The organism is Proteus mirabilis HI4320 (assembly GCF_000069965.1).
Lineage (GTDB): Bacteria > Pseudomonadota > Gammaproteobacteria > Enterobacterales > Enterobacteriaceae > Proteus > Proteus mirabilis.
Map to the genome: position 1 here is coordinate 702,232 of NC_010554.1, position 19,711 is coordinate 721,942.

At 40.2% G+C, this 19,711-nt stretch carries 16 protein-coding genes and 2 pseudogenes; 8 read left to right on the top strand and 10 right to left on the bottom strand.

What is annotated here, in order from left to right; translation table 11 throughout:
• Positions 1-13: 13 nt before the first annotated feature.
• Positions 14-2,041, bottom strand: coding sequence for a methionine--tRNA ligase (gene metG / locus PMI_RS03185; RefSeq protein ID WP_004252094.1), 2,028 nt, complete (start codon positions 2,039-2,041; stop codon positions 14-16).
• Between the two features lie 204 nt (positions 2,042-2,245).
• On the opposite strand from metG, the gene apbC reads away from it, so the two are divergent.
• The 5 genes from apbC to dcuC all read left to right on the top strand — a co-directional run bounded on the left by apbC (position 2,246) and on the right by dcuC (position 8,636).
• Positions 2,246-3,358 (top strand): iron-sulfur cluster carrier protein ApbC, encoded by a 1,113-nt coding sequence (gene apbC, locus PMI_RS03190; RefSeq protein ID WP_004247590.1) that lies wholly within the window; start codon positions 2,246-2,248, stop codon positions 3,356-3,358.
• 212 nt (positions 3,359-3,570) lie between these two features.
• Positions 3,571-4,212 carry a uridine kinase gene (udk, locus tag PMI_RS03195; protein ID WP_004247591.1) on the top strand — a complete coding sequence of 214 codons (642 nt, stop codon included), beginning with the start codon at positions 3,571-3,573 and terminating at the stop codon, positions 4,210-4,212.
• Between the two features lie 76 nt (positions 4,213-4,288).
• A complete protein-coding gene (gene dcd, locus PMI_RS03200; RefSeq protein ID WP_004244515.1) occupies positions 4,289-4,870 on the top strand; it encodes a dCTP deaminase in 582 nt (193 codons plus the stop codon).
• Between the two features lie 44 nt (positions 4,871-4,914).
• Positions 4,915-6,846: an outer membrane assembly protein AsmA gene (asmA, locus tag PMI_RS03205; RefSeq protein ID WP_004247592.1), complete on the top strand. Its 1,932-nt coding sequence runs from the start codon at positions 4,915-4,917 to the stop codon at positions 6,844-6,846.
• Between the two features lie 428 nt (positions 6,847-7,274).
• Positions 7,275-8,636 (top strand): anaerobic C4-dicarboxylate transporter DcuC, encoded by a 1,362-nt coding sequence (dcuC, locus tag PMI_RS03210; RefSeq protein WP_004247593.1) that lies wholly within the window; start codon positions 7,275-7,277, stop codon positions 8,634-8,636.
• Positions 8,637-8,796: 160 nt separating this feature from the next.
• Here the strand turns inward: dcuC and PMI_RS03215 are convergent, their stop codons facing one another.
• Together PMI_RS03215 and PMI_RS19235 are read right to left on the bottom strand one after the other, a co-directional pair.
• On the bottom strand, positions 8,797-10,377 hold the full coding sequence (locus tag PMI_RS03215) for a TerC family protein (protein ID WP_004247594.1): 1,581 nt from the start codon (positions 10,375-10,377) through the stop codon (positions 8,797-8,799).
• Positions 10,378-10,482: 105 nt separating this feature from the next.
• Positions 10,483-10,575, bottom strand: a pseudogene (locus PMI_RS19235) (IS200/IS605 family transposase); the annotation flags it as partial.
• On the opposite strand from PMI_RS19235, the pseudogene PMI_RS03220 reads away from it, so the two are divergent.
• Both PMI_RS03220 and gnd read left to right on the top strand, forming a co-directional pair.
• Positions 10,573-11,001 (top strand): annotated as a pseudogene (locus PMI_RS03220) (RNA-guided endonuclease InsQ/TnpB family protein); the annotation flags it as partial. The pseudogenes PMI_RS19235 and PMI_RS03220 sit on opposite strands and share 3 nt — an antisense overlap.
• Before the next feature lie 173 nt (positions 11,002-11,174).
• Positions 11,175-12,581 (top strand): NADP-dependent phosphogluconate dehydrogenase, encoded by a 1,407-nt coding sequence (gnd, locus tag PMI_RS03225; RefSeq protein ID WP_004244519.1) that lies wholly within the window; start codon positions 11,175-11,177, stop codon positions 12,579-12,581.
• Positions 12,582-12,700: 119 nt separating this feature from the next.
• On the opposite strand, the gene PMI_RS03230 is transcribed toward gnd, so the two are convergent.
• A complete protein-coding gene (locus PMI_RS03230) occupies positions 12,701-13,198 on the bottom strand; it encodes a YbaK/prolyl-tRNA synthetase associated domain-containing protein (RefSeq protein WP_004244520.1) in 498 nt (165 codons plus the stop codon).
• Positions 13,199-13,511: 313 nt separating this feature from the next.
• Between PMI_RS03230 and yiaY the strand changes: the two genes are divergently transcribed.
• A complete protein-coding gene (yiaY, locus tag PMI_RS03235) occupies positions 13,512-14,663 on the top strand; it encodes an L-threonine dehydrogenase (RefSeq protein ID WP_004244521.1) in 1,152 nt (383 codons plus the stop codon).
• Between the two features lie 142 nt (positions 14,664-14,805).
• Here the strand turns inward: yiaY and hisIE are convergent, their stop codons facing one another.
• The 6 genes from hisIE to hisC are packed head-to-tail and all read right to left on the bottom strand — an operon-like array spanning position 14,806 to position 19,709.
• Positions 14,806-15,423 (bottom strand): bifunctional phosphoribosyl-AMP cyclohydrolase/phosphoribosyl-ATP diphosphatase HisIE, encoded by a 618-nt coding sequence (gene hisIE, locus PMI_RS03240; protein WP_012367689.1) that lies wholly within the window; start codon positions 15,421-15,423, stop codon positions 14,806-14,808.
• Entirely contained in the window at positions 15,423-16,196 is a 774-nt protein-coding gene (hisF, locus tag PMI_RS03245; protein ID WP_004244523.1) for an imidazole glycerol phosphate synthase subunit HisF, read from the bottom strand. The genes hisIE and hisF overlap by 1 nt, the downstream gene beginning before the upstream one ends.
• Positions 16,178-16,915 (bottom strand): 1-(5-phosphoribosyl)-5-[(5-phosphoribosylamino)methylideneamino]imidazole-4-carboxamide isomerase, encoded by a 738-nt coding sequence (gene hisA / locus PMI_RS03250; protein ID WP_004244524.1) that lies wholly within the window; start codon positions 16,913-16,915, stop codon positions 16,178-16,180. The genes hisF and hisA overlap by 19 nt, the downstream gene beginning before the upstream one ends.
• A 6-nt stretch (positions 16,916-16,921) precedes the next feature.
• Positions 16,922-17,512, bottom strand: a complete 591-nt coding sequence (gene hisH / locus PMI_RS03255; protein WP_004244525.1) for an imidazole glycerol phosphate synthase subunit HisH — start codon at positions 17,510-17,512, stop codon at positions 16,922-16,924.
• Entirely contained in the window at positions 17,512-18,579 is a 1,068-nt protein-coding gene (gene hisB / locus PMI_RS03260) for a bifunctional histidinol-phosphatase/imidazoleglycerol-phosphate dehydratase HisB (RefSeq protein WP_012367690.1), read from the bottom strand. The genes hisH and hisB overlap by 1 nt, the downstream gene beginning before the upstream one ends.
• A 47-nt stretch (positions 18,580-18,626) precedes the next feature.
• Positions 18,627-19,709 (bottom strand): histidinol-phosphate transaminase, encoded by a 1,083-nt coding sequence (gene hisC / locus PMI_RS03265; protein ID WP_012367691.1) that lies wholly within the window; start codon positions 19,707-19,709, stop codon positions 18,627-18,629.
• Positions 19,710-19,711: the final 2 nt, after the last annotated feature.

Below are 19,711 nucleotides of genomic sequence, written 5' to 3' on the forward strand. Positions count from 1 at the left end.
TAAAGGTCAGTTTTTATTTCACTTGGTGACCCGGTTTAGCCCCACTATCTGGGCTAAGTAAGAAAATATCTTCACCACCAGGGCCTGCGGCCATCACCATACCTTCTGAAATTCCAAAACGCATTTTGCGAGGTGCTAGGTTTGCAACCATAACAGTTAAGCGACCTTCTAATACTTTCGGATCAGGGTATGCAGAACGAATGCCGGAGAATACTTGGCGTGTTTCTCCCCCTAAGTCCAGTATTAATTTTAGCAACTTATCTGAGCCGTCAACGAAATCAGCCTGTTTAATTTCAGCAATGCGCATATCAATTTTGGCAAAATCATCAAATTTAATAGTTTCTTGAATAGGCGCGTCTGCTAATGGACCCGTGATTTCTTTGACTGGCGCAATGGTACTTTTTGAAGCTTCTACCATTGCATTGGCTTTATCCATTTCAATACGATTAAACAATGCTTTAAATTTAGTAATTTCATGGTTTAACAGCGGTTGCGACAGAGCATTCCAAGTTAATTCAGTTTGTAAGAAGGCTTCTGAACGTTCTGTTAAAGAAGGTAGAATTGGTTTTAAATAAGTCATCAGTACACGGAATAAGTTAATTCCCATAGTACAAATAGCTTGCAACTCAGCCTCTTTACCTTCTTGTTTAGCAACCACCCAAGGCGCTTTTTCATCAATATAGCGGTTAGCTTCGTCTGCTAATGCCATAATTTCACGAATGGCTTTACCAAATTCACGGTTTTCAAAACATTGTGCGATGCTTTCTTGCATATCGACGAAATGTTGATATAACTTCGCATCATCAAGGTTTGCCGCTAATTTGCCATCAAAGCGTTTACTGATAAAACCCGCAGTACGGGACGCGAGGTTAACCACCTTGTTGACGATATCGCTGTTTACACGCTGTACAAAGTCTTCTAAGTTTAGGTCAATATCATCAATACGTGATGAAAGTTTTGCTGCATAGTAATAGCGTAGGCAATCAGCATCAAAGTGATCAAGATAGGCTCGTGCCGTAATAAAGGTGCCGCGAGATTTTGACATCTTCGCACCATTGACGGTGACATAGCCATGCACAAATAGGTTGGTTGGTTTACGGTATTCACTACCTTCTAACACTGCCGGCCAGAATAAGCTGTGGAAATAAACGATATCTTTACCGATAAAATGGTATAAGTCAGTTTTGCTCTCTTTGTTCCAGAACTCATCAAAGCTTAAATCACCACGCTTTTCACATAGGTTTAAGAATGAGCCCATATAACCAATAGGGGCGTCTAACCAAACATAGAAATATTTACCCGGCGCATCAGGGATTTCAAAACCGAAATAAGGGGCGTCACGGGTGATATCCCACTGTTGCAGACCGCTGTCAAACCACTCTTGCATCTTATTGGCTACTTGCTCTTGCAATGCACCGGAGCGGATCCACTCTTGCAACATATTGCTAAAGGCTGGGAGATCAAAGAAATAGTGTTCGGTTTCACGCATTACCGGCGTTGAACCCGATACCACAGAGCGAGGATTAATTAATTCTGTCGGGCTATAAGTTGACCCACATACTTCACAGTTATCACCATATTGATCGGGCGCTTTACACTTAGGGCAAGTCCCTTTAACAAAACGATCAGGCAAGAACATGCCTTTTTCTTCATCATAAAGTTGAGAAATCGTTTTACTTTTAATATGACCATTTTTTTTCAGGGCTAGATAAATTTTCGTCGATAATTGACGATTTTCTTCACTGTGTGTGGAGTGATAATTATCGTAGCTGATATTAAAACCGGCAAAATCCTGTTGATGCTCTTTGCTCATCTCTTCAATCATGGCTTCTGGGGTAATACCCAATTGTTGAGCTTTCAGCATAATAGGCGTGCCGTGAGCATCATCAGCGCAGATGAAATGAACTTCTTTGCCGCGCATTCGTTGGTAACGGACCCAGATATCAGCCTGAATGTGTTCAAGGATATGACCGAGATGAATTGAACCGTTAGCATAAGGTAACGCGCAGGTTACCAATAATTTATTCGCGACGTGAGACATAGTAAGGATCTTACTTCCATTAAATTAAAAAAAGGGTCTTTGATGTTAACCTATCCGTCATGATGTCGCTAGGGCAATCATAGAGTTTTTGCAAGAGAAATTTCGCTTGGCAAATTGAGGTAAGGCATTATCGTAGTCATTGACTATCTGATATGATAGGTGCACTCAGATATTTAATGAATAACGAAAATGAGAGGAGCCGGGATGAGTGATAAATCCCCCGAGCAGACTACCCCTGAGATTCTGAAAGAAAAAGTTTCAGGTGTCTTGTCTACTTTTGAACACCCGACATTGAAACGTAATCTGCTTTCCCTAAAAGCATTACATCAGTGTGCGATGATTGATGATGTCCTTCATATCGAATTAGTGATGCCGTTTGTGTGGAAAAAACCTTTCCAACAACTGATTGAAGAAAAAACGGCAGAGCTGCGTAATATGACGGGAGCCAAAGCTGTTGAGTGGAAGCTAAAACACAATATTGCCACACTACGTCGTGCAAACGATCTACCAGGTATTAATGGCGTACGTAATATTCTGGCGGTGAGTTCAGGTAAAGGCGGGGTGGGTAAATCCAGTACCGCGGTAAACCTTGCTTTAGCGCTAGCACAAGAAGGGGCTAAAGTTGGTATTCTGGATGCGGATATTTATGGTCCATCCATTCCTAATATGTTAGGTACAACCATGGAACGCCCAACTTCACCAGATGGGCAACATATGGCACCTATTATGGCGTATGGTCTAGCATCTAACTCTATCGGTTATTTAGTCACAGACGATAATGCCATGGTATGGCGTGGTCCAATGGCAAGCAAAGCGTTGATGCAAATGCTGCAAGATACGTTATGGCCTGATTTAGACTACCTTGTGATCGATATGCCACCAGGAACGGGTGATATTCAATTGACCTTATCACAAAATATTCCGGTGACTGGCGCCGTTGTTGTTACAACACCACAAGATATTGCGCTGGTGGATGCGATGAAAGGCATTGTCATGTTCAAAAAAGTCAATGTACCCGTATTAGGTATTATTGAGAATATGAGTGCGCATATTTGTAGCAATTGTGGTCATCTTGAGCCTATTTTTGGTACTGGTGGTGCTGAGAAATTAGCCGAAAAATATCATTGCCAATTATTGGGTCAAATTCCACTGCATATCTCTTTACGTGAAGATTTAGATCGCGGACAACCGACGGTGATGCGTGATCCTGAAGGTGAATTCGCTGATATCTATCGTGAAATTGCTTCAACAGTTTCTGCGCAAATGTATTGGGATGGGGATGCTATTCCAACGGAAATTTCTTTCCGCGCGGTATAAGCGGTGAAACAATAATCTATTGATTATTATGGGAAGTCTTTTAGGCTTCCTTTTTTTTATCCGCTGAAATCTGACTATTTTTGATAAAAAACAAAGAGATTTTTGGTTTTACGCTGGAACCAGAAGGATTTCAAAACTATAATCTGCGCGAGCGTAATATTTACATATTATTACGTTATTCCTCTTTTTTATTTCAAACCAGGTTTTTTATTATGGCTGACACAGCACATCAGTGCACAATTGTAGGTATCGCTGGAGCCTCTGCTTCAGGTAAAAGTCTTATTGCCAGTACACTTTACCGTGAATTAAGAGCGCAAGTAGGTGATCATAATATCGGTGTGATACCAGAAGATTGCTATTATCGTGACCAAAGTGATTTAACAATGGAAGAGCGATATAAAGTTAACTACGACCACCCCAATTCGATGGATCACGCACTTTTATACCAACACTTGTGTGAACTAAAAGCCGGAAACGCCATCGAACTCCCTCAATATGATTATGTCGCTCACACCCGTAAATCAGAAACCATTCATTTTAAACCAAAAAAAGTTATTATTATTGAAGGTATTCTGTTATTAACAGATAAACGCTTACGTGAAGAGATGGATTTTTCTATCTTTGTCGATACGCCATTAGATATCTGTCTAATGCGTAGAATTAAACGTGATGTGAATGAACGTGGGCGTAGTCTAGATTCTGTTATTGAACAATATAATAAAACTGTTCGTCCGATGTTCTTCCAGTTTATTGAGCCTTCTAAACAATATGCCGATATTATTGTGCCTAGAGGGGGAAAAAACCGTGTTGCGATCGATATTTTGAAAGCAAAAATCGGACAGTTTTGTGAATAATTGAGTTCATTTGTAGGCAGCTTTCATGCATGATTAACCATGAAACTGCCTGTTTAACTTGAAGAAGGGAAATAAAATGCGATTATGCGACCGTGATATTATTCAGTGGCTTGATGAAGGTAAATTAGTCATTGAACCCCGCCCGCCTGTCGAGCGAATTAACGGCGCAACAGCGGATGTTCGCTTGGGTAACCAGTTTCGTGTTTTCCAAGGACATACTGCGGCTTACATTGACCTCAGTGGCCCCAAAAATGAAGTTAATGAGGCCCTTGAGCGGGTGATGAGTGATGAAATTGTATTACCAGAAGGCGAAGCGTTTTATCTTCATCCCGGAGAGCTTGCCTTGGCGGTTACATTAGAGTCTGTCACATTACCGGATAATGTAGTAGGGTGGTTAGATGGACGCTCATCTTTAGCGCGATTAGGATTAATGGTACACGTCACGGCTCACCGAATTGATCCGGGTTGGCATGGACACATCGTATTAGAATTTTTTAATTCAGGTAAACTGCCATTAGCATTAAGACCGGGTATGGTGATTGGCGCATTAAGTTTTGAACCTATGTCAGGCTCTGCGGATAGGCCTTACAATCGTCGCCAAGATGCGAAATATAAAAATCAACAAGGTGCGGTAGGAAGTCGGATTAGCGAAGATTAATTTTCATTAACGACTATTATCAACTTTATTAAGCGGGTAACAATATGAAAAGGTTTTTGACAACACTCGCCATTTTGCTTGTAGTGATTTTGGCAGGCTTAACGACATTAGTTTTGCTCATTAACCCTAATGATTTTCGTGGTTATCTTGTTGAACGCGTTGAAAAACAAAGTGGCTATAAATTAACCTTACAAGATGATATGCGTTGGCATGTCTGGCCAAAACTCAGCATTATTAGTGGTAAAATGTCATTAACAGCCCCCGGTGCTGAGCAACCATTGATCACTGCTGATAATATGCGTCTTGATGTGGAATTATGGCCATTACTTTCCCACCAGTTGGAAGTAAAAGAAGTGATGCTAAAAGGCGCAGTGGTTAGACAAACGCCTGAGAGTAAAGCAATACCTAAAATAACCCCGCCTTCTGTTGCCAATGAAGACAGTACTCGTCCGATCATTGAGCCAAAAACAAATCGTTGGCAATTAAATATTGCTAAGGTGAGGATCTCCGATAGTTTGATTATTTGGCAAACCAAAGGGGGAGAGCAACTTAATTTACGCGATATCAATTTATTATTAAAAACGGACGACAAAAAACAAATTAACCTTGAGATGAGCACCAAAATTAATCGTGATCGTCGCGAGTTAATGTTAAATGTTGTTGCTAATGCTGATATGAGTGGCTACCCATATCAAATCAGTGGCAATATCGCTCAATTAGATTATGCATTATCGGGAATAGGGCTTCCGGCTCAAGGGATCTCCGGAAATTTAACCTCAGATTTCAATATTAAAAATGATAGTGTAAATGTTATTGCCTTAAATAATTTAAATATGACGGCAAATGAGAGTCAGTTACAAGGTAGCATCACGGCTGAATTGGCTAAAAAGAACCGCTATCAAGTGGAATTAACTGGGGACACTTTAAATTTAAATACCCTATTACCTGAGTTAGCACAGCCTAATTCATCTGAAACGGCATCGTTAACCTTGGCAAATACCCCGTCGAGATCATTCTCATTCTTTAGCCATGCTCAGGCTGCACCATCACCCAATGCAACTATTATGGCTCGTCCGGTTATTACCTCCGCGACAATTGAAAACAAAGCGTATGATTTAACCCACTGGGGTGATATTGAATTTAGCTTAAACTTAGCGCTCAATAAGTTATTGTATAAAGAATTAGAAATAAACAATGTTAAATTAACCGCATTAAATAACCCCAAATCATTAAATATTGATAGGTTAGAAGGGCAGATCCTAAACGGAAATTTCTCACTGCCTACGGTGATTTCTACTAGCATTGTGCCAGCGCATATTAGTATGAATGTCACAATGAATAATATCCCTTTGCAACCTTTATTACGCGTCTTTGATCAGCCAGAAAATTTCAGCGGTTTAATTTCTGCTAAAGGGCATCTAGAAGGTGCCGGATATAATCGCAACGCGTTTCTTAATAGTTGGCAGGGTACACTGGATACGTCATTAAGCGAATTTAAAATGCTAGGATTAAATATTCCACAAGTGATCCAGCAATCTATTGCACAAACAACCGATCAAGTGGTTTATCCTGAAGATATTGAGAACTATACCAAAGCCGATAGTGTGATTGCCCAGTTTAAACTAGCGCCTAAAGGCCGAGTGACGTTAAATCAGTTAGATGCTCAAGCAAGTGCTTATCAGATCAGCGGGCAAGGTCAATTAGATCTACAACGTCATAATCTAGATGTGATGCTGATGGTTAATATCAAAAAAGGTTGGGGTAAAGAGAATGAATTTATTCGCCAACTAGCCAAAATAGATATTCCATTAAGATTGTATGGTAATTGGAATGCTATCCAATATGAGTTTAACGTTGAAAAATTACTACGTGATCAATTACAGCAAAAAGCAAAACAGGCCATAGATAATTGGTTAAATAAGCAAGATGATAGCCCCGAAGTTAAAGCGCTTAATCAATTATTGAAAAAAATATAATTTTTAAAGTTGTTAACAAGGTGGAATAACTTTTTATTCCACCTTGTTTTGTTTTTGGCTAATAAATTGATTTTATTAATTTATGATTAATAATCTCTTCTCTTATATTAAACAATATCTGTGGAACACAGATGCTGCATTACGTTTCTTATCCCCGTTCCCGGTTCCCTACCACCGTTAACAGAAAATGGATAAAATGATTAAATTATGCTCATAGTGCATTATGTTTATCATTTAATTCAGTTTTTGCCTAAAAAATACTCATTCGTACTGTTTACATGTAAAAAAATAGTCGTTTTTTTTGATATATGTCATACACTGCAACGTTGCCTTTGGGCAGAGTGTGTCCATTGCACTAAATGCAAAAAAATGATGATAAAAACAAAAAGCTTCATTTTATAAATAACTATCGTAGACAGGAACTATACATGATTGAAATTCTTATCGGCGCCCTCGTCGCTGTGGGTGTTGGGCGTTACATTGTTAAGGGATATTCGCCAACAGGTGTGCTACTTACTGGTGGGCTATTATTGCTTATCATCAGTGTGATTATGGGCAAATCAGTATTACCAGCCAGTGTCACAAGTACCGGTTATCGCTTAATCGATATTGTTGAGTATGTAAAAAATCTACTTATGAGCCGTGGTGGTGATCTGGGGATGATGATCATGGTGCTATGTGGGTTTGCTTCTTATATGACTCATATTGGTGCCAATGACGTGGTCGTGAAACTTGCCTCACGCCCATTAAAAATGATCAACTCACCTTATCTTTTAATGGTAGCGGCTTATATTGTTGCATGTTTAATGTCATTAGCTGTTTCATCCGCAACAGGTCTTGGTGTGTTATTGATGGCGACCTTATTCCCAGTGATGGTCAATATGGGAATTAGTCGTGGTGCGGCGGCAGCTATCTGTGCTTCACCTGCATCAATTATTTTAGCGCCAACCTCTGGTGACGTGATTTTAGCGGCACAAGCTTCTGAAATGCCACTTATTGATTTTGCGTTTAAAACAACACTGCCTATCTCTATTGCCGCAATTCTTGGGATGTGTATTGCTCACTTTTTCTGGCAACGTTATCTTGATCGTAAAGAGCATATCGAAACAGAGATGTTAGATGTGAACGAAATCAAAACTCACGCCCCTAATTTCTATGCGATTTTACCTTTCACACCTATTATTGGTGTATTAGTTTTTGATGGTAAATGGTTACCAGAGCTTCATATTGTTGCCATTATTATTCTTTGCATGATGTTATCTGCGGTTATTGAATTTATCCGTAGCTTTAGTGCTAAAGAGGTTTTTGCCGGTTTAGAAGTTGCTTACCGTGGTATGGCTGATGCATTTGCCCAAGTGGTAATGTTATTAGTTGCCGCAGGGGTTTTTGCGCAAGGTTTAACAACGGTTGGCTTTATTCACGCGTTAATTGATGGTGCACAATCATTAGGCTCAGGGGCGATTGTTATGATGATTGCATTAGTCTTAATTACCATGCTCGCGGCAATGACAACAGGCTCAGGGAATGCGCCTTTCTATGCTTTCGTTGAATTAATTCCGCGCTTAGCAAGTAATATGGGTGTGAATCCTGCTTACTTAACTATTCCGATGTTACAAGCATCAAACTTAGGACGGACTTTATCACCTGTATCGGGTGTGGTAGTTGCTGTATCAGGAATGGCAAAAATTTCACCTTTTGAAGTGATGAAACGCGTTTCTGTACCAGTATTGGTCGGGCTTGTGATTGTGATTGTTGCAACGGAAATACTGGTACCCAGCACATTAGGTTGATCATCAATAAATTATTGAAATAAAGTTAGCTTTATCTACTTTATTTTTCATTCTATTGACGGGCTTTGTTATGTATAGACAAAGCCCGTTTTTTATTAAGCACCATTTTCAGATAAAAAATATCCGCCTTAGAGACGGATATTTGGTTATTTAATAGAAATTAAGCTTCGTCGACGTTTTCTTCGTCTTCAGGTGTTGGTTCAACAATACGTACTTTATTAATACGGTGATTGTGTACATCTAATGGTTCAAATTCAATACCATCAATAACCACTTTTTCACCGACGGCAGGAACGCGTTGTAAGTGTTCCATCAATAAGCCAGCCAAGGTTTCATACTCACGTTTTTCATCCAACTTAATAGGAATATAAAGCACTAAGTCTTCCAGCGGTGTAAAACCATTGACAGTCCATGAGCCATCTTCATTCTGTACTAAGTCGTGACGAGAGTCATTTTCCTCTGTACTTACTGGTAAATTACCGGCGATGGTTTCCATTACATCGGTTAAGGTAACAATGCCTTCGACAGAGCCAAACTCATCAACCACAAAGGCAAAGTGAGTATGAGCATTACGGAATTGTTCTAATGCCTGTAATAGTGATAACCCCTCAGGGAAGATTAAGGGTTGTGTAATTAATAAACGCAAATCTAATGGTTCATTACGTAACTGTTGATTTAATAATTGAATAACATTTACCACGCCGATAGGTTCGTCGCTATTTTCTTCGTCGGTAATAACGAGACGAGAATGGGGATCTTCTTCTAGTAATTGGCGAATATCATCTTGGGTGGCTTTTAGATCAACATATTCAACATCATGGCGTGAAGTCATAATACTATTGACGTTTCGCTGGCTTAAACCCAGAACGCGCACAATCATTTGGCGCTCTTGAGGATCAAACACCTCTTCTGTATTAGCAACTAAATCAGAAGTGTGAGGGTCAAGTTCAGAGGCTTCTGGTTTACCATTAATAATGCGCAATACCGCTTCCGCTGTACGTTCACGCAAAGAGCGAGAAGCTGATAAGAAGCGTCGACGGTTAAACTGTGCGAGTTGGTTAAATATCTCTATCATAATAGAGAAACCAATGGCAGCGTATAAATAGCCTTTAGGTATTGGATAGCCAAACCCTTCTGCAACTAAGGCAAAACCAATCATCAATAAGAAGCTTAAACATAAAATAACAATAGTTGGGTGATTATTGACAAATGTGGTTAATGGCTTACTTGCGAGGATCATCAAGAACATCGCAATAGTTACAGCAGCAATCATAACGCCGAGATGGTCAACCATCCCTACCGCAGTGATAACAGAGTCTAGAGAGAATACAGCATCTAGTACAATAATTTGCGCAACAACAGACCAAAAACTCGTGGTTTTACGTTGTTTTCCCTCGTTATGATCTTTACCTTCTAGCCGTTCATTAAGCTCCATTGTGGCTTTGAAAAGTAAGAATATCCCTCCGAGGAGCATGATTAAGTCTCTGGCACTGAAAGGATGATCAAACAGTGTGATAAGAGGTTTGGTTAGGGTGATAAGCCAAGAGAGACTAAATAGCAGTACAATCCGCATAATAAGAGCACACAATAATCCTGTGATACGTGCTTTATCTCTTAATTTTGCTGGGAGTTTATCTGCTAGAATAGCAATAAAAACAAGGTTATCAATACCAAGTACGATTTCGAGAACAATAAGGGTGGAAAGACCTACCCATATCGTCGGATCTACGATCCATTCCATACAGTTTGTTTTACCTTCTATAAAGACGGCATATGCCGACTTGGGAATAATGAGCAATTTAGCGGAATTTTTCAATAAATTATTATTGATAGTGGCAGAATAATTTCATTTTATCCAAAGCACCGTAAAACCCCGTCCTTCAGGTCGAGGATATAAGGCGCGGTTTTTTAACTAACTAGGTGTTTCCTGTTGCTCAATGCAATGATTGTCATTGAGGACTTAAAGGTCAGTAACATGTCTAAATCGGCAAAAGGTACGACAGAACGGCATGGACGGAACGTAAAAGCTAAATCTGGTTTAAACCGCTCAATACTGGAGCAGGGCTGGTATGATATGCGCCGTCAGCTTGAGTACAAGCAGCTCTGGCGAGGTGGTCAGGTAGTGGCAATACCACCAGCCTACACCAGTCAGAAGTGCGCTTGCTGTGGTCATACAGCAAAGGAAAACCGCCAGTCACAAAGTCAATTCGAGTGCCTTGAATGTGGATATACAGCGAATGCTGATATCAACGGGGCACGTAACATTTTAGCGGCAGGACATGCCGTGCTTGCCTGTGGAGGGAGGGGGCAGTCAGACCGCCCGTCGAAGCAGGAACCCGCCGAGGTGATTCAGACATCAGTCTGAACGCAGTAGGGATCCACGTCCTTTAGGGCGTGGAGGATGTCAACCATAAGGAATGCGATATCGATTGCATCAATAACTACCACCAAATGAGAGAGTGAGTTACTATGTGATCAGGTTAACAAATTGTCAGTACATTGAGACTGGCAGGTTTATATTCAGACGGGAGTTATTTCATGTCAAAACAGCAAATCGGCGTGGTTGGTATGGCAGTGATGGGACGTAACCTTGCGCTAAACATTGAAAGCCGTGGTTACACTGTATCTATCTACAACCGCTCGAGCGATAAAACCAATGAAGTGATCGCTGAAAATCCAGGTAAAAAACTGGTTCCGAATTACTCTATTGAGGAATTTGTTGATTCATTAGAAAAACCGCGTCGTATTTTGTTAATGGTTAAAGCGGGTGAAGCAACAGATAAAACCATCGCAGCCCTGACACCACATTTAGATAAGGGCGATATCCTTATTGATGGCGGAAATACTTTCTTTAAAGATACTATTCGTCGTAATCGTGAGCTATCGGCTCAAGGTTTTAACTTTATTGGTACGGGTGTTTCTGGTGGTGAAGAAGGGGCATTAAAAGGACCTTCTATTATGCCTGGTGGTCAAAAAGAAGCCTATGAGTTAGTTGCTCCTATTCTTGAGAAAATTGCCGCGGTGGCAGATGGCGAGCCTTGTGTCACTTATATTGGTGCAGATGGTGCAGGTCACTATGTGAAAATGGTACACAATGGTATTGAATATGGTGATATGCAACTGATAGCAGAAGCTTATTCAGTATTAAAACACTCACTAGGTTTAACTAACGAAGAGTTAGCTGACACTTTTACCGAGTGGAATAAAGGCGAATTAAGTAGCTACCTTATTGAAATTACTGCTGATATTTTCCGTAAGAAAGATGAAGAAGGTAACTACCTTGTTGATGTTATTCTTGATGAAGCGGCAAATAAAGGCACCGGTAAATGGACTAGCCAAAGCTCTTTAGACTTAGGTGTTCCTGTTACGTTGATTACAGAATCTGTTTTTGCACGTTATATTTCTTCACTGAAAGATCAACGTGTGGCGGCATCTAAAGTATTATCAGGCCCAGCACCAAAAGCATTTACTGGTGATAAAAAAGCCTTTATCGAGAATGTTCGTCGTGCACTATATTTAGGTAAAATTGTCTCTTATGCGCAAGGCTTCCAACAATTGAAAGCTGCATCAGATGAATATAACTGGGATCTAAATTACGGTGAAATTGCGAAAATTTTCCGTGCAGGTTGTATCATTCGTGCTCAATTCTTACAAAAAATCACTGATGCCTATAATGACGATGCGAATATCGCTAATTTATTATTAGCACCTTACTTTAAAAATATCGCTGATGAGTATCAACAAGCATTGCGTGATGTTGTTTGTTATGGTGTTCAAGCAGGTATTCCTACGCCAACATTCTCCGCGGCTATCTCTTATTATGATAGCTACCGTGCGCAAGTGTTACCAGCAAACTTAATTCAAGCACAACGTGACTATTTTGGTGCGCATACTTATAAACGTACTGATAAAGAAGGCGTATTCCATACTGAGTGGATGGAGTAAGTTTTAAAAACAGTGAGTTATAAGTGTTAGGGGTGCTGAATTTCAGCACCTTTTTACTATTTGTAATTAAAAAGTTATAGTTAAAAAATACTTTTTAACTGCATTTTATAGTACTTTTATTAATCATTATCATCTTGGCGAATAAAATGAATTAACTCGGGCTGAGCAATCCGCTGATAATCTTGTGTATTTAAAATAATCGAGCGTTCTAATGTTCCAGCATTAAAGGCTAATTCATCAAAACGTTCAAATAATAGCGGATCAGCAACCAGTTTTAGTGCTGGATGAAAACTAAAAGGTGGGATCGCGCCAAATACACATTGCGTTAGTTCATCAACTTCTTTCGGGCTTGCAAGAGAGGCTCTTGTCCCACCAATAGCGATAGCGAGTTTTGATAGATCAGCTTGTTTATCAGCAGGTAAAATGGCCAGTACGTGTTGTTTAATACCATTACCTTTTACATGACAAACTAGACCTTTTGCCCCTTGCCCTAATTGTGTACCTCTTATTTTAGCAACTTCCTCAGAACGACCCGCGGTCGGGTGTTCCATGACGCGATAACGGGCGTGGTGGTTATTGAGTAATGTGGTTAATTGCTCGAAAATAGTCAAAGACATCAATGACTCCTAAGATTAAGCATGTATTCTTATTCGGTCATTATACGACTTTAAAAAAATTTTTCTGCGGTGATATGTTTCTTTGGTATTTATTATTTTGATAAGCCTATCAAATTATTTTGTTACAAATGATAATATGTTAATAGTATTATCCTATTGAATTAATAGGATAATTAGATTATCTATATTATTTTAGAGCTCTAATATTATAAAAAAATTAATATTTATTCATTATATTGATAATGATCAATTTAAGAATAAAAAGAATAGAACATATTAAAACGTAGATTAAATTACTAAAAGGAAGTCAATAATGGCCAGTTCAACATTTTATATCCCTTCAGTAAACAAATTAGGCGCAGGTTGTCTTGCAGACGCGATAAACTCAATGAAAGACTTTGGCTTTCATAAAGCACTGATTGTTACTGATAGTGTTTTAAATCAATTAGGTGTTGTAAATAAAGTGAGTGAATTACTGGCGAAATCAGGTATTGCTAGCGTTACTTATGATGGTACAGCGCCAAACCCTACCGTTGAAAATGTTGAAGCGGGGTTAGCCTTATTAAAAGAGCATCAATGTGACTGTGTTATCTCTTTAGGTGGTGGCTCTCCTCATGACTGTGCTAAAGGTATCGCACTAGTCGCTGCCAATGGTGGTAAGATTGCCGATTATGAAGGGGTTGATCGCTCTGAGCATCCGCAATTACCACTGATTGCAATTAATACAACCGCTGGTACTGCTTCTGAAATGACACGTTTTTGTATCATCACGGATACTGCGCGTCATATTAAAATGGCTATTGTTGATAAAAATGTAACACCAATCTTATCTGTAAATGATTCAGAGTTAATGATTGGTATGCCAAAAGGTTTAACCGCAGCTACGGGTATGGATGCGTTAACCCATGCTGTTGAAGCTTATGTCTCTACTGCCGCTAATCCTATTACTGATGCATGTGCGTTAAAAGCAGTGACGATGATCAGTGAGTCTTTACGTAAAGTCGTTGAAAACGGTGGTGATACAGCAGCACGTGAAAATATGGCTTATGCACAATTTTTAGCGGGTATGGCATTTAATAATGCTTCTTTAGGTTATGTGCATGCTATGGCTCACCAATTAGGTGGTTTTTATAACTTACCTCATGGTGTATGTAATGCAGTATTACTGCCTCATGTTCAAGCTTATAACATCCAAGCAGCAGCAGGTCGTTTAAAAGATATAGCGCAAGCTATGGGTGTTGATGTTTCGGCAATGAATGATGAGCAGGGTGCGCAAGCTTGTATTGAAGAGATCCGCAAAATCGCCAAAGATGTCGGTATTCCAGCAGGCCTGAAAGAATTAGGCGTGAAAGAAGAAGATTTCAAAACATTAGCTGAAAATGCATTAAAAGATGCATGTGCCATCACTAACCCTGTTCAAGGTAGTGAAAGTGATGTTATCGAGATATTCCGCCAAGCAATGTAATCGCTAAAAATAAGAGGGTTAATATAAATTAACATCTTGTTTAAGCAAAGAATTAACACCTCAAATATCAATGTCGTATTTGAGGTGTTTTTTATATTATCAAGTATAAAGTGGTCATGTAGTTTAATGACTGATACTTATTTTATTGCGCTTTTTTATGACGCTTTTGTAAGCAATCAATCACATCAGATAGAGATAGCGATTGGTCTTGTAATAGCACCATTAAATGATAGAGCAAATCAGAAGCTTCATTTTTTAACTCTTCACGATCATTAACAGTTGCAGCTAAAGCAGTCTCAACACCTTCCTCTCCGACTTTTTGTGCGATACGTTTGGTTCCGCTGGCATAAAGTTGTGCCGTATAAGAGCTATCTGGCGAGGCGCTTTTACGCTCGCGCAGTAAGTTCTCAAGCTCATAAAGAAATCCCCATTGGCTTTGAGCCGGAGCAAAACAACTTTCAGTCCCATTATGACAAGTAGGCCCGATTGGGTGAGCTAAAATAAGTAAAGTATCGTTATCACAATCAGGATAAATATCCACTAATTTAAGGAAATTGCCTGATGTTTCACCTTTTGTCCATAAACGTTGTTTAGTTCGTGAATAGAAAGTGACCTTGCCACTGTTTAGCGTCATTTCTAATGCGGCTTTATCCATATAACCAAGCATTAAGACATCACCAGAAATAGCATTTTGGATAATGACAGGCATTAGGTTATCGACTTTTTGCCAATCTAATTGGGCGAGTTTTGTATTATTCATTATATTCTTACCTTAACGCCATTTTCTGCGAGATACTGTTTCAATTCGTTGATATTAATGATCTGCTTATGGAATACGGAAGCGGCAAGGGCACCGTCAACATTGGCTAATTTAAATGCATCCAGAAAGTGTGACATTTCACCTGCACCGCCAGAAGCTATCATGGGAACCTGAGTGACTTGGCGTACCAGTGCGAGTTGTTTTAAATCATAACCTTGTCTTACACCATCTTGGTTCATCATGTTTAACACTATTTCCCCCGCACCTCGTTGCTGTACTTCTTGTACCCAATCGAGCGTTTTCCATGGCGTTTGTTGTGTGCGTTTTTCATCACCCGTAAATTGATAAACGAGATATTCCCCAGTTTTTTCATCAAACCATGTATCAATTCCCACAACTACACACTGCACACCGTAGCGATCGGCAAGGCGAGAAATCAGTGTTGGATCAGAAAGTGCAGGGGAATTAATTGAGATTTTATCTGCCCCAAAAGAGAGAATTTTCCCGGCATCTTCTACTGAGCGAATGCCACCCGCAACACAAAATGGAATATCAATCACTTCGGCTACCCGCGATACCCAACTTTTATCGACTACTCGGCCATCAGAAGAGGCGGTTATATCATAAAAGACCAGCTCGTCGGCACCTTCTTTCGCGTAGCGTTCTGCTAAGGGAACAATATCACCAATAATTTCATGGTTACGAAATTGCACACCTTTAACAACCTGTCCATCACGAACATCAAGACAAGGAATTATGCGTTTTGCCAACATGATATCGCCTCTTGTAATGTGAATTTACCTTCTAATAGTGCTCTGCCAACAATAATGCCCGCAACACCCGATCCAGGAAGTGCTGCAATATCCTGTAAATCACCAATACCGCCTGAAGCTTGGAATAAAATATCAGGGAAACGCTGGCTAATTTCTTTATACAGTTCGACGTTAGAACCGGCTAAGGTGCCATCACGAGAAATATCGGTGCACAATACATGCTTTAATCCTACAGGTTGATAAAGTGCGATGATCTCTTCTAGTGTATAGGGGGAGTTTTCTTGCCAGCCACTTACCGCCACCCATTTTTTACCTTGTTCGTCGATACGAACATCAAGGGCGAGTACAATCGCATCAGCACCATAACGCTCAAACCATGTTTTGACTAATTCGGGCTGGCTCACCGCTGTAGAGCCAATCACAACCCGACTTGCTCCTGCGGCTAATAGTGACTTCACATCTTCTTCGCTACGAATACCACCACCAACTTGCACAGGAACGTTAACACAGGCAACTAGCTGTTTTAATAGTGGGATCTGCCGTGCAAGTGGATCTTTCGCGCCAGTTAAGTCGACGAGATGCAATAATTTTGCTCCGTCTTGTTGATATTGTTGGTAGCGGCGGATCGGATCATCATCATAATCACGTTGTTTATTATAATCACCTTGATGAAGACGAACGACTTTGCCATCAATTAAATCTAATGCCGGAATAATCATAACGCGTTACATCTCCAAAAAATTCTTAATCAGTTGAGCACCCGCTTTTCCTGAGCGTTCAGGGTGAAATTGCACCCCATAGAAATTATCTTTCTGAATGGCACTGCTAAAGCGTGAACCATATTCTGTTTCGGCTATGGTTGAGTCATTGAGCCCTAAACCATAGCTGTGAACAAAATAGAACCAAGCGTCGCTGTCAATATTGCGAAATAGAGGGTGAGCGGGTTTTGCTAATACCTGATCCCAACCCATATGCGGTAAGGGTAATCCTTTGGTATCAAGTTTATTGATATTACCGTCAACTAATCCTAATAGAGGGATATTGTGACCTTCTTCACTCAGAGAGGCCAAAATTTGCATCCCTAAGCAAATGCCTAATACGGGCTGGGTTAACGCTTTAATTAAAGGGATAAGTTCACGGGCTTTTAGTTGTTCCATAGCGGCACTGGCTGTTCCCACCCCGGGGAGAAACAGTTTATCAGCAGATAACACGATATTTTTTTCATAAGAAATAATTGGATCGTAACCTAGCCTTTGTACGGCGTACGCAACCGAGGCTAAATTAGCACAACCTGTATCAAGAATGACGACTTTCATCACAGCACACCTTTTGAACTGGGTAAGGTATTTCCTTCAACACGAATAGCTTGGCGTAAGGTACGACCAAATACTTTAAACAGACTTTCTGCTTTGTGGTGATCGTTTTTGCCTTTTGATTTTAAGTGTAGAGTGCAGCCCATAGTGTAAGAGAGAGAGCGGAAAAAGTGCTCAATCATCTCTGTGCTTAAATCACCAACGCGCTGATATTTAAATTCTGCTTTATATTCAAGGTGAGGGCGTCCAGAAATATCTAGCGCACAACTTGCTAGGCACTCATCCATAGGCAAAGTAAAACCAAAACGTGCAATGCCGCGTTTATTACCTAATGCTTCTCGCAGTGCTTCGCCGAGTGCAAGGCCTGTATCTTCAACGGTGTGGTGATCGTCAATGACTAAATCCCCTTGTACATTGATATTCATACGAAAGCCACCGTGGGTGGCAATTTGATCTAGCATATGATCAAAAAAACCAACTCCAGTGCTAATTTGGCTCTCGCCTTCACGATCAAGCCAGATATCAATGGCAATTTGTGTCTCTTTGGTTTTACGTTCAACGTGGGAGTAGCGATCTTTTTTCGTCAGCAATTCACTGATAGCTGACCAGCTTAATTCATTGGCGTTATAACGTAATCCGTTGATCCCCATATTTTCAGCTAATTGTAGATCGGTTTGTCTATCACCAATCACATAGCTATTGGTTTTATCAAGAGCACTTTCAACCAGATATTGGGTGACTAACCCTGTTTCAGGTTTACGACAAGGACAGTTGTCTTCAGGTTTATGAGGGCAGATTAATACTTCATTAAAAACAATACCTTGTGAAGAAAAAACCTGCATCATGAGATTATGAGGGGGTTCAAAGTCCGCTTGTGGAAAACTGTCTGTACCAAGCCCATCTTGATTGGTGATCATAATAAGCTTATAGCCCGCCTGTTGTAAGTTGAGTAATGCGGGAATAACGCCATTTTCAAAGGCAAGCTTATTGAGACTATCAACTTGGTGATCGGTTGGTGGCTCTGTGATCAAAGTACCATCACGATCGATAAAAAGAATTTTCTGGCTCATGGTTGAGATCCCTCAGTGGTGATTTTTATTGTTATCATTGGTGATGTTTATACGTTTGCCGTTTGCCTATTTTTTATAGCGGTTATCACGCTATCACACTCTTGACGCGTACCGATAGAGATGCGTAAACAACCTGCCAGCCCATATTGACGCTGTTGATCGCGTAAAATAATCCCTTGCTCCCATAAACTGCGGAAAACACAATCAGCATCAGTGAATTTCACTAAAATATAGTTGGTTTCACTACAATAAACCTGTTCAACATTGGGTAAATTTTTTAGTGCATCCGCTAAATATGTTCTATTGCGTACAATTTCCGTTACCCGTTGTTTCATCGCTTCTATACCTTGGTCAGTTAATGCTTGTGCCGCAATATCAGCAACCGGGGTAGAAAGTGGGTAAGGGGCGATCACCTTAAGTAATAATTCAATAACAGGTGAATTGGCAAGTGCAAAGCCACAACGCAGTCCCGCTAATGCAAAAGCTTTAGAGAGAGTTCGCAAAATGACTAAATTCGGATACTCTTTTAACCAAGTGACTAGTGATGCTTGAGGACAAAACTCAATATAAGCTTCGTCAATAGCCACAATGGCTTTATCTTTTGCTAATGCTAATACTTCGCGGATCAGTGAAGGATCAACGATATTGCCTGTTGGGTTATTGGGACTACATAGGTAGATAAGTTTTACATTATCAAGTTGTGATGCAATGGCTTTGACATCAGGCTCCCAATCAGCAAGAGCAGGGACAACACGCTGTTCTACACCAAAGGTTTCCGCACTGACGCTGTACATACCATAAGTGGGTGGACAATAGAGAACAGCATCTTTACCAGGCTCACAAAAAGCACGGATCAGTAGTTCTATCGCTTCATCGGCACCTCGGCTAACTAACACTTGCTCAGGTTGGACGCCTGCATATGCTGCATAGCGATTAATTACGTTAACCGGCTGACACTCAGGGTAGCGGTTTAAATTTTTTTCATTAAACGTAAAGTCAGGAGCGGTAGGGTATTCATTGGCATTTAACCAAACCGAGCCATTTCCACCTAAACGTCTCGCTGATTGATAAGGGGTTAACTGGCGAACATTTTTTCTGGCTAATAGGGTAATATCAAAGGGCGTGTTCATAG